The sequence below is a fragment of the Pseudomonas sp. 313 genome (assembly GCF_000316965.1).
In the GTDB taxonomy this organism is placed as follows: Bacteria; Pseudomonadota; Gammaproteobacteria; order Pseudomonadales; family Pseudomonadaceae; genus Chryseomonas; species Chryseomonas benzopyrenica.
Window position 1 is genome coordinate 192,902 of record NZ_ANBZ01000022.1, and the last position, 10,810, is coordinate 203,711.

Below are 10,810 nucleotides of genomic sequence, written 5' to 3' on the forward strand. Positions count from 1 at the left end.
CCTCCTCAGTGGCCCAGCAGTTGGCTGTCGGCCCCGGGTTTGTCGTGGATGCCAAAGCGGTCGACCAGGGTCGCGCTGGCCTGATCGAGGTCGAGGACCTCCACGGTCACGCCTTCCCGGCGATACCTGAGCACGACCTTGTCCAGGGCGGCGACGGCGGTGATGTCCCAGAACTGGGCCGCCCTGAGATCGATGCGGACCTCGTCCAGCACCTCCTTGAAGTCGAAGGCCTCGATGAAGGCCGCGGTGGACGAGAAGAACACCTGGCCACGCACCTCGTAGACGCGAATACCGGGCGCTTCCAGACGGGACGTCAGCGTCAGTTGGTGCCCTACCTTGTTGGCGAAGAACAGCGCAGCCAGCAGCACCCCGACCAGCACGCCGAGCGCCAGATTGTGGGTGGCGACCACGACCACCACGGTGGCCACCATCACCAGGTTGGTGGAGAGCGGATGCCGCCGCAGATTGCGGATCGAATCCCAGCTGAAGGTGCCGATGGAGACCATGATCATCACCGCCACCAGGGCCGCCATGGGAATCCGGGCGAGCCAGTCATCGAGAAACACCACCATCAGCAGCAGGAAGACGCCGGCGCAGAGTGTTGACAGCCGGGTGCGTCCGCCGGATTTCATGTTGATCACCGACTGGCCGATCATGGCGCAGCCCGCCATGCCGCCCAGCAGGCCGGCGGCGATGTTGGCGATCCCCTGCCCCTTGCACTCACGATTCTTGTCGCTGGGCGTATCGGTGATGTCGTCGACGATGGTGGCCGTCATCAGGGACTCCAGCAGCCCCACCACGGCCAGTGCCAGGGAGTAAGGCAAGATGATCAGCAGGGTGTCGAGCGTCAGCGGCACCTGGGGCCAGAGCAGCACTGGCAGGGTATCGGGCAGCTGTCCCATGTCACCCACCGTGCGGATGTCCAGCCCCAGGACGAGGGAGACGGCCGTCAGCACCAGGATGCACACCAGCGGCGAAGGCAGCAGCCTGCCCACCACCGGCAGCAGCGGGAACAGATAGATGATGCCCAGCCCGGCGGCGGTCATGGCGTAGACCTCCCAGCCGACATGGGTCAGCTCGGGCAGCTGGGCCAGGAAGATCAGGATCGCCAGGGCATTGACGAAGCCCGTCACCACGGAACGGGACACGAAGCGCATCAGCGCGCCCAGGCGCAGATAGCCGGCGGCGATCTGCAGCACCCCGGTCAACAGGGTCGCGGCCAGCAGATACTGCAGGCCGTGCTCCTTGACCAGGGTCACCATCAGCAGCGCCATGGCGCCGGTAGCCGCCGAGATCATGCCGGGGCGACCGCCGACGAAGGCGATCACCACGGCGATGCAGAAGGAGGCATAGAGCCCCACCTTGGGATCGAGTCCCGCGATGATGGAAAAGGCGATGGCTTCGGGGATCAGCGCCAGGGCGACGACCAATCCGGACAGCACATCGTTCTTCACATTGGAAAACCAATGCGTCTTGAGGGTATTCAACATGGACAACTCGCACCTGTGCCTGACCCGTCAAGCGAGTGGCAGACGCCGGATCAGGCGTGAATTCCAGGGTTGGCAGCCGCCACGCCGCGGGCGCGACAGGACGACAGACGTCCTTGCGTCAGCGAGCAAGGACGGGAGAGGTGCGAGCTATGGGGGACTGGGTTGCCAGTCGCGGGAGGGGCAATGCATACCCCGAAGGTATCACGAAAGAACGAGCGCTTGTAGACCGCACTGCGGGTCTGGCCGGGCGTCAACCTGCCCTCACCGGCTTCCGCCATCGCTGACGAAACAGGTAGCCCGGTCGGTCCCGCGCGGCAACCGGTCCGGCGCCCGGGTGATCAAACCGATGTCCTTGGCGGCGTCGTAGCCCAATCGTCGCCTGTTGCTTTCGGAGGACAGCAAGGTGGTGAGCTCCTCCGGGGTCAGCTTGAGGCAGCCCTTGTAGATCTCGCGGAACTTGAGGTTCTCGCGCTCGACGTCCTCGAACGCCTGCTTGGCCTGGTCCGGCTTCATGTAGCCGTTGACGGCGATGGCCGCCGCGGCCGGATGCAGGAGAAAGCTGGCGAGCGGCGCGGCATAACGATCTTCGGCCGCGCAGTAGATCATGGTGGCGGATGAATCCGTCGCAGCGGCGTCGATGGTATTGATGTGCAGTGGATAGTGGCGGATGAACTCGTAGGCGACATAGCCCGCCTCCATGCTGCCGCCCGGGCTGTTGAGATAGAGGTTAACGTTCTTGGTGGCGGGGTACTTGAGGGCGATGTCGCTCAGGGCGGCCAGCAGGGAGCTGACCGAGCGATCGTTGATACCGCTGTTGAAGTACACCGACGCGGTGTCGGCGCTGGCAGCCGTGCCCTCGCCGCGGATGACGGCCATCTCGGCGGAGGCCTCCGGCAGACAGCCTGCGGCCAGCACGACCAAGGCCCCGGCGGCCAACCGTTTAGCAACGCTCGAACGTCTCATCCCCTCTCGCTCCCAGGTCGGCAATCAGCAAAGACCTGAAACGCTAGAGGGCGAGACTTAAGATCGGCTTAAGGCAGGACGGACTGCCTGGATCGCTGTGCGCTCAGTCCTTTTTCAGCAGTCCCGCCAGCCCCGCGAAGGGGTTGTGGGTCGCCTGGGCCACCTTGGGCGTGCTCAGGGAGCTGTCGCTGAAATACTGCTGATCGGTGTAGCGACTGTGCTCGTTGTCGTGGCAGTACAGGCAGAGCAATTCCCAGTTGGAGCCGTCCTGGGGATTGTTGTCGTGGTTGTGGTCCCGATGATGCACGGTCAGCTCGCTCAGGCGCTTGCCAGCGAATTCCCGGGCGCAGCGACCACAGACGTGGGGATACATCTTCAGCGCTTTTTCGCGATAGCCGCGTTCGCGCTCGCGCTGGGTCTCGGCGAGGATTCGATCCAGCTTCGAGGTATCGGTAGCCATGCTGCACCTGGGTGGTCGGGAGAGAGGCCCAGTATAGCCTGGGCCTGGCGCTCCCGGTGAGCGCTCGCCATAGGATCCGGCGGCCGATCGCCCGACCTCTTAATCTCAGGCTTAACCTTCCCCGCCAGTGCCGCCATCGGTTTGCCGAGGCGCTGGCGAATGCCCTGCGCACGGATCGAACTGCCGCCCAGGCCGACGGCTTGGCAGCCCAGGCGCTGTCGCGCTGCATCTGCAAGCGCCCCACGTCCAGGGCCTGCTGGTGGGTTCATCGACACCGCCAGCCCAGCGGAGGCCGATGAATTGGCCAGGCACTTGGCGCAGCTGGAGCGCTGACAGCTTTTTATTCGCCCCGACCTTCACGGGCAGCAACCTTCCTGCGAATCGCGCCTGACCGCAAAAATGTTTATTGCGTCACATAAAACTTTTTCATGGACTACCGCTCCAACGCCAGGCTCAGACGCTCTGGCCTGCGGTTCTTGAACGAAAAAGCCATTTCCGGCGCTCGCTCCGCCACAGGGATGATCGAGCCGCGTCACCTGCGATACCTGTACCACCAGGAGTCACGCTTCCCCGCCGTCAACGCAAGACACGGATCAATCGCGTTCCCCTCCGCTAGCTCGCCATAACCCCTAACCTTGCCCCCCTGGGCGTGAGTCGACTACCTAGCGCTTGAGGTTTTCCCATGCTGCAACAGCTGACCATCTCGAACAAACTCAGACTCGGCTTCGGCGCGATCCTGGTTATCATCCTGGCGCTGATCCTGGCGGCCAGTCATGGCTTCACCCAAGTCAACCTGGCCGTCCGGCAGAACATCCACTCCTACCATGTGCTGCAGGATTCCGATGCCGCCCTGCTGGCGTTGGTCAACATGGAAACCGGCATGCGTGGCTTCGCCCTGACCGGCAAGGACGAGTTTCTCGAACCCCTGAACAAAGGCGAACAACAGTTCGCCGATCAGTTGCAGGACCTGACCCAGCTCACCCGCGACAATCCCGAGCAGCAGGCCGGTCTGGCCCAGCTGGGTCAGGCCAAGCAGCAATGGAACAACGAGTCCGTGCAGCAGATTCTGGCGCTACGCCGGCAGGTCAACGCCGGTACCCAGCCGCTGGACACCCTCACCGCCCGCATCGCCACCGCCCAGGACAAGGGCAAGATGGACGCGATGCGCGAATTGCTGGGGCAGATCAAGAGCCGGGAGAATCGGCTGCTGGACAGCCGTACCCAGTCGATGGACGACGCCAAGCAGCAGGCCATGCTGATCCTGATCAGCGGTGGCATCCTCGCCGCGCTGCTGGCGCTGGGCATCGCCTGGTCGCTGTCGCGCACCATCGTGGGTCGACTGGCCCAGACCGTCGCCATCGCCCGGGCCATCGCCGCCGGCCGACTCGATTCGCCGATCCCTGCCGGCGGACGTGACGAGCTGGGTCAGCTGCTGACCGCCTTCGGCCAGATGCAGGACAGGCTGCGCGACATGATCCAGGGGATCAAGCAGGGCACCGACCAACTGGTCGCCGCCTCCCACAGCATCTCCGCCAACTCCCAGCAGCTGTCCACCGCCGCCCAGGAGCAATCCAGTGCCGCCTCCAGCATGGCGGCCACCGTGGAGCAGCTGACCGTGAGCATCAACCACGTGTCCGACAACGCCGGGGAAGCCCACGACCTCTCCAGCCAGTCGGGTCGCCTGGCCCAGGATGGCGGCCAGACCATCCAGGCTTCGGTGGACAGCATGAAATCCATCGCCGGCACGGTGCAGTCCTCGGCCACCCGCATCGGTGAACTGGGCGAGCACTCGGAACGGGTGTCGTCCATCGTCAGCGTGATCAAGGGCATCGCCGACCAGACCAACCTGCTGGCGCTCAACGCCGCCATCGAGGCGGCGCGGGCTGGCGAACAGGGGCGCGGCTTCGCCGTGGTGGCCGACGAGGTGCGCCAGCTGGCGCAACGCACCACCAACTCCACCCAGGAGATCGCTGCCATGATCGAGAAGATCCAGGCAGCGACCCAGGCGGCCATGAGCGACATGGAGGTGGGCGTGCGCCAGGTCAACGGCGGGGTCGATCTGGCCAATCAGGCCGGCGAGGCGGTAGTCAGCATCAACAATTCCTCGGACAAGGTGGTACGGGTGGTCAACCAGATCTCCCTGTCCCTTCGCGAACAGACCGCCGCCAGCCATGACGTCGCCCGTACCGTGGAGCGCCTGGCGCAGATGGCCCAGCAAAACAGCGAGGCCATCGACGAGACGGTCAAGACCGCCGTCTCCCTGGATGCCCTGGCCAATGACCTGAATCGGCAGATCGGCCAGTTTCGTTGCTAGCGCTGACCTGCGGTCTTCGCCACGCGATCCCGACCTCCCACCGCCTGGCCCTGGCCAGCGGTGGACTGCTGACACAAACTGAAACATTCCCCTAGCGCAACGGTCACACAGGCGTCTCCCCCAAGGCCTGCGCCCTGCATGAAAACCCCGCGTCCCGTCGATCGTCTGCCTCGCCTCAACCAGCTGCGCAATCTGAAAATGGCCCGTTCTGCCCACGCCTATGTGCGGGGCAGTACGGTGCACTTCTACGAGTGGCTGCACAGCCAGCCCGGTCGCAGCCTGCCCAATGGGCCGGCGGTGTGGATCTGCGGCGACTGCCATGCCGGTAACCTCGGCCCCACGGGCGATCTGCACGGCACCACCGACGTCAATATCCGCGACCTAGACCAGACCGTGGTCGGCAATCCGGCCCACGACCTGGTGCGCCTGGCACTGTCGCTGGCCACGGCGGCACGCGGCTCCGACCTGCCAGGGGTGACCACGGCACGGATGCTCGAAGAGATGATGCGCGGCTACGAGATAGCCTTCGAGGACGACCTCGAGCGCGAGGTGCCGCGACCGGCCCAGGTCAAGGCCGGGATGCGCAGCGCGGTGCAACGCACCTGGAAGCACCTGGCCCGCGAACGCATGGAAAACACCCGACCCAAGCTGCCGCTGGGCAAGCACTTCTGGCAGCTGAGCAAGGCCGAGCGCCAGGCCATCGCCGAGTTGTGCGAAACACCGGGTATCCATGCCCTGGTGACCTCGCTCAAGGGCCGCAGCCACGACAGCCGCGTCGAATTGCTCGACAGTGCCTACTGGGTCAAGGGTTGCAGCTCCCTGGGGCTGCGCCGCTATGCCGTGTTGCTGGGGGTGGACGACGGCGACGACCAGGACTACTGCCTGATCGACGTCAAGCAGGCGGTGGCCGCCGCCGCTCCGCGGGTGGCCCATGCCACCATGCCCCGCGACAACGGCAAGCGCGTGGTGGAAGGGGCACGCCAGCTCTCCCCGGCCCTGGGCAATCGCATGCTGGCGGTACGCCTGCTCGATCACTCCTTTTTCATCCGCGAACTGCTGCCCCAGGATCTCAAGCTGGAACTGGATGAACTCAGCGCCCGCGAGGCCATGAGCGCCGCGGCCTACCTGGCCCGGGTGGTCGGGCGTGCCCATGCCCGGCAGATGGACTTGGCCACCCGGGTGGAGTGGATGAGCGATCTGCAGCGCAATCGTACCCGCACCCTGGATGCGCCCTCCTGGCTGTGGAGCAGCGTGGTGCAACTGGTAGGCGCCCACGAAATGGGCTACCTGGCCCACTGCCGCGCCTATGCCCTGGAGCATGCGCAGGACTGAGGCCACTGTGAAACTGGCCCGGGGCTAACCGCCTCGGGCCGCGCTTCTCGCTCCCGCATCTTCCCCGCCGGCCTGCCCGGCCCAACTCGGAAGCGGCAGGCGATGCCCACCTGCCCCCGACCACCTGCCCGCTTCGTCGATCCGCTCGATCGCAGATTGTGCGACCCCTCGCCTTTAACTAAAATGAGACGCTTTATCATTTAAAGACCGGCGCTCGCGCCAAGGATCTTCCATGCGCCCTGCCCTGTCTTCCGGCTCGCCCACCGTCGCGTTGGATCAGCTCTATCGCGATCATCATGGCTGGCTCAGCGGCTGGCTGCGCGGGCGGCTGGGCAACGCGCCGGATGCGGCGGACATCGCTCAGGACACCTACCTGCGCATCCTCGGTTCCGGGCGCCTGCCGGTGCGTGAAGACTCTCGGCGCTATCTGGTGCAGGTGGCCAAGGGGTTGGTGATCGACCTCTGGCGACGCCAGGAGGTAGAACGCGCCTATCGCGACGCCATCGCCCACCTGCCGGAGGCCCAGGTGCCGTCGCCGGAGACGCACTGGCTGATCGTCGACGCCCTCCTGCGCATCGATGCCATGCTCGATGGCCTGCCCGCCCCGGTCCGGGAGGCCTTTCTGCTGGCGCAATTCCAGCGACTGACCCTGGCCGAGATCGCCGTACGGCTGGATCTGGCGGTCATCACCGTGCGCCGGCATATCCAGCGCGCCCTGGTGGCCTGCCTGGTGGCGTGCGAGGCATGAGCCTTCCCGCGCCGCAACTGCTCGAAGAGGCGGCCGAGTGGCTGCTCACCCTCAACTTCGACGACGCCAACGAGGCGCAGCGCCAGGCCTTCGAACGCTGGCGCGCGCAGAGCGAGGCCCATGGCGCGGCCTGGGCAAGGGCCGAGCGGGTCATGGGGACCTTCGCCAGCGTTCCCGTGGACATCGGCCAGCAGACGGTACGCCGCGTCGGTGACCGGACGCTCAGTCGGCGGCGCACCCTGCGCCTGCTCACCGCCCTGCTGGTGGGGCTTCCCGGCGGCTGGCTGGCCCTGCGCACCCTGCCACTGGACGCGTTGGGCGCCGAGCTGACGACTGCCATCGGCGAGCGGCGATCCCTGCTGCTCGCCGATGGCAGTCAGTTGGTGCTGAACAGCGACTCCGCCCTGGACGTGCGCTTCGACGCAGGCATCCGCCGCCTCCATCTGCGACGGGGCGAGGTGCTGGTGACCACCCATGCCGATCCCGTCGTGCCACGCCGGCCCTTCGTGATCGACCTGGCACAAGGCGGGATCGAGGCCCTGGGCACCCGTTTCAGCGTGCGGTTGGAAGAGGCGCTGTGCCGGGTCGCGGTCTTCGCCCATGGCGTGGAGCTGCGTCCGCAACGGGGCGCTGCCGTACGGCTGGCTGCCGGGCAACAGGCCTGGTTCGATGCCTACGGCGTGCAGCGCCTTTCCTCGGTGGACGAGGATGCCAGCCTCTGGACGCGCGGCATGCTGGTCGCCCACGACCGCCCTCTGGCCGAGGTGCTGGCAGAACTGGGTCGCTATCGCCCAGGCCTGCTGCGCTGCGACCCGGCTGTCGCCGGGCTGCGGGTGTCCGGCGCCCTGTCACTGGACGATACCGACCAGGCCCTGCTGGCGCTGCAACGCACCCTGCCGATCCGCATCACGCGCCGCACCCGCTACTGGGTGGCGGTGGGGGCGCCCTGAACGCCGGCGATCCACCCGAAAAAAAGTTCGCGCTGCCCTGAGCACTTTGCCGCGCTCGTCCGGGATAGCTGCAGACACCCTCATGGGGAGCGGTGGCAGCCCGCGCCTGGTGCGCTCAAGAGGACGGCAACACGACATGGCAAAGATCCACCGGCAGCAACCCGGCACCCGACGCTTCACTCCATTGATCCTGGCCGTCGCCCTGCAGGGCGTGCCCCTGGCCGGTGCCGGACTGGCCCTGCTGCCGCTGCCGGCCCTGGCCGCCGCGGAGGTGCGTGACTACCGGATTCCCGCCGGTCCGCTGAATGCGGTGCTGGCCCGTTTCGCCGCCACCGCCGGGGTCCAGCTGGTGTTCGATCCGGCGCCGCTGGCCGGGCGCAGCAGTCCGGGTCTGCAAGGCCGCTATACCCTCGACCAGGGCTTCGAGCGCCTGCTGCGTGGCAGCGGCTATCGCTGGAGCGAACGCGGTGCCGGCATCTATGCCCTGGAAGGCGGCAGCGCCGAGGCCGCCCTGGCCATGCCCGAAACCACCATCCAGGCCAGCGCCACGGGCGGTGGCGCGGATATCGGCTACCAGCGCCCGGTCAGCACCAGCACCACGCGCCTGGGCCTGACCGAGCGGCAGACACCCCAGGCGATCACCACCCTGACCCGCGACCAGGTCGAGGATTTCCGCCTGCAGAGCATCAAGGAAGCCCTGCGCGCCGCCCCGTCGGTGACCGTCGAGCAGACCGAGACCGACCGTACCCAATTCACCTCCCGCGGCTTCGACATCAACAGCTTCCAGTACGACGGCATGGGCATGCCCTTCGTCAGCACCACCCTGGTGGGCGACCAGGACCTGGCCGAATACGAGCAGGTGGACGTCCTGCACGGCGCCAATGGCCTGATGAGCGGCACCGGCAATCCCTCCGCCGCCGTCAACTTCGTGCGCAAGCGGCCCACCGCCGAGTTCCAGGCCAAGCTCGGCGCTAGCGTCGGCTCCTGGGACAACCGCCGGGTGGATGCCGATGTCTCCGGGCCCTTGACCGAAACCGGCAAGGTGCGCGGGCGCTTCATCTATGCCCACGACAAGGGCAATTCCTGGCTGGATCGCTACGGCCATGAAAAGAACATCGCGGCCGGCCTGGTGGCCTTCGATCTCAGCGAGGCCGATACCCTGACCCTGGGTTTCTCCCAGCACAACAGCGACGCCAACGGCAGCTCCTGGGGCAACCTGCCGCTGGCCGACGTGGACGGCAACCCGTTGCACTACGGCCGGCGCAGTTCCAGCATCGGCCAGGACTGGACCTACTGGAATCTGGACACCCAGCGCGTCTTCGGCGAATTCACCCACGACTTCGGCAACGGCTGGCGGGGTACCCTCACGGCGACCGGCGTCACCGAGCGGCAGAACGCCGACATGTACTACATCTTCGGCGTCAACGGCGACGACGCCACCGCCTTTGGCGACCATTCCGCCAGCAAGGCGCACCAGCTGATCGGCGAGGCCAGGCTGTCCGGCCCCTTCCAGCTGTTCGGCCGCGACCACGAACTCACCCTGGGCGCCAGCTACGGCCGGACCCACCAGAAGCTGCGGGAAAAGATCCTCGCCGAGGACGGCTACTACCCCACCACCCTCTCCGGCTCCCTGGCCGGCGTCCCCGAGCCGTCGCTGCACTACACCGACGATATCGGCCATACCCAGGACTTCACCGATCGCCAGAAGAGCCTGTTCGCCGGCGCCCGCTTCGAGCTGGTCGACGACCTGCACTGGGTCGTCGGTGCGCGGATGCTCAGCGCCGATGCCAGCGGCCTGAGCTATGGCGCCGACTACTACACCCGTGCCCATGGCGAGGTCACCCCCTACACCGGCCTGGTCTACGACCTGAATCCACAGTGGAGTCTCTATGCCAGCTGGACCAAGATCTTCAGCCCACAATACAGCTTCGGCCTGGATGGCCGGCTGCTCGATCCGCTGGAAGGCAAGAGTCTGGAAGCCGGGATCAAGGGTGGCCTGTTCGACGACCGCTTGAGCCTGACCGCCGCGGTGTTCAAGACCGAGCAGCGCAACGTGGCCTCGACCTCGGTGTTCGCCGGTTCGCGCTATCTCTACGACACCACTGACTACCAGAGCCATGGCCTGGAGCTGCAGGTCTCCGGCGAGGCGCTGCCCGGCCTGGACCTGCTAGCCGGCTACACCTATGTGCGCATCGACGACGCGGACGGCGAGCGGGCGCGCAAATTCGTGCCCAGCCACAGCTTGCGTGGCCTGGCGACCTATCGCCTGCCGGGCCTGCCCCAGGCCAAGGTCGGCGCGCGGCTGAGATGGCAGAGCGGTATCGAGAACGACAACAACAGCCGCATCCACCAGAACGCCTATGCCCTGGTGGATGTGCTGGGCAGCTACGATTTCGACGAACACTGGAGCACCCAGCTCAATCTCAACAACCTCACCGACCGCAAATACCTGCTGTCGCTCTACAACAACGCCACCAGCGGCAACTACGGCGCGCCGCGCAACGCGACGCTGTCGGTCAGCTACACCTTCTGAGCCCAGGCAGGCGGACGACG

At 66.4% G+C, this 10,810-nt stretch carries 7 protein-coding genes and 2 pseudogenes; 6 read left to right on the forward strand and 3 right to left on the reverse strand.

The features are described 5' to 3' along the window. Positions 1-5: 5 nt before the first annotated feature. The 3 genes from C722_RS0102515 to C722_RS0102525 form a co-directional block, all read right to left on the reverse strand. On the reverse strand, positions 6-1,490 hold the full coding sequence (locus C722_RS0102515; RefSeq protein ID WP_017638987.1) for a SulP family inorganic anion transporter: 1,485 nt from the start codon (positions 1,488-1,490) through the stop codon (positions 6-8). Positions 1,491-1,751: 261 nt separating this feature from the next. Further along, on the reverse strand, positions 1,752-2,453 hold the full coding sequence (locus C722_RS0102520; protein WP_081594564.1) for an ATP-dependent Clp protease proteolytic subunit: 702 nt from the start codon (positions 2,451-2,453) through the stop codon (positions 1,752-1,754). A gap of 103 nt (positions 2,454-2,556) precedes the next feature. Next, a complete protein-coding gene (locus C722_RS0102525; protein ID WP_017638989.1) occupies positions 2,557-2,913 on the reverse strand; it encodes a YajD family HNH nuclease in 357 nt (118 codons plus the stop codon). Positions 2,914-3,595: 682 nt separating this feature from the next. Here C722_RS0102525 and C722_RS26890 point away from each other — a divergent pair. The 6 genes and pseudogenes from C722_RS26890 to C722_RS0102550 form a co-directional block, all read left to right on the forward strand. Continuing rightward, positions 3,596-4,372, forward strand: a pseudogene (locus C722_RS26890) (CHASE3 domain-containing protein); the annotation flags it as partial. A gap of 258 nt (positions 4,373-4,630) precedes the next feature. Beyond that, positions 4,631-5,227: pseudogene (locus C722_RS26895) on the forward strand (methyl-accepting chemotaxis protein); the annotation flags it as partial. Between the two features lie 138 nt (positions 5,228-5,365). Continuing rightward, a complete protein-coding gene (locus C722_RS0102535) occupies positions 5,366-6,559 on the forward strand; it encodes a DUF2252 domain-containing protein (RefSeq protein WP_017638991.1) in 1,194 nt (397 codons plus the stop codon). Positions 6,560-6,791: 232 nt separating this feature from the next. After that, the gene (locus tag C722_RS0102540) at positions 6,792-7,307 is read left to right on the forward strand and encodes a sigma-70 family RNA polymerase sigma factor (protein ID WP_017638992.1); all 516 of its coding nucleotides are present in this window, start codon (positions 6,792-6,794) and stop codon (positions 7,305-7,307) included. Continuing rightward, entirely contained in the window at positions 7,304-8,257 is a 954-nt protein-coding gene (locus C722_RS0102545) for a FecR domain-containing protein (RefSeq protein WP_017638993.1), read from the forward strand. The genes C722_RS0102540 and C722_RS0102545 overlap by 4 nt, the downstream gene beginning before the upstream one ends. Positions 8,258-8,393: 136 nt before the next feature. After that, on the forward strand, positions 8,394-10,790 hold the full coding sequence (locus C722_RS0102550) for a TonB-dependent receptor (RefSeq protein ID WP_017638994.1): 2,397 nt from the start codon (positions 8,394-8,396) through the stop codon (positions 10,788-10,790). Positions 10,791-10,810 lie beyond the last annotated feature (20 nt).

Excerpts from the sequence above, each read along its gene's own strand:
- C722_RS0102520 (WP_081594564.1), bottom strand. The coding sequence starts at position 2,453 with ATGAGACGTTCGAGCGTTGCTAAACGGTTGGCCGCCGGGGCCTTGGTC.
- C722_RS0102540 (WP_017638992.1), top strand. The coding sequence starts at position 6,792 with ATGCGCCCTGCCCTGTCTTCCGGCTCGCCCACCGTCGCGTTGGATCAG.
- C722_RS0102535 (WP_017638991.1), top strand. The coding sequence starts at position 5,366 with ATGAAAACCCCGCGTCCCGTCGATCGTCTGCCTCGCCTCAACCAGCTG.
- C722_RS0102550 (WP_017638994.1), top strand. The coding sequence starts at position 8,394 with ATGGCAAAGATCCACCGGCAGCAACCCGGCACCCGACGCTTCACTCCA.
- C722_RS0102515 (WP_017638987.1), bottom strand. The coding sequence starts at position 1,490 with ATGTTGAATACCCTCAAGACGCATTGGTTTTCCAATGTGAAGAACGAT.
- C722_RS0102525 (WP_017638989.1), bottom strand. The coding sequence starts at position 2,913 with ATGGCTACCGATACCTCGAAGCTGGATCGAATCCTCGCCGAGACCCAG.
- C722_RS0102545 (WP_017638993.1), top strand. The coding sequence starts at position 7,304 with ATGAGCCTTCCCGCGCCGCAACTGCTCGAAGAGGCGGCCGAGTGGCTG.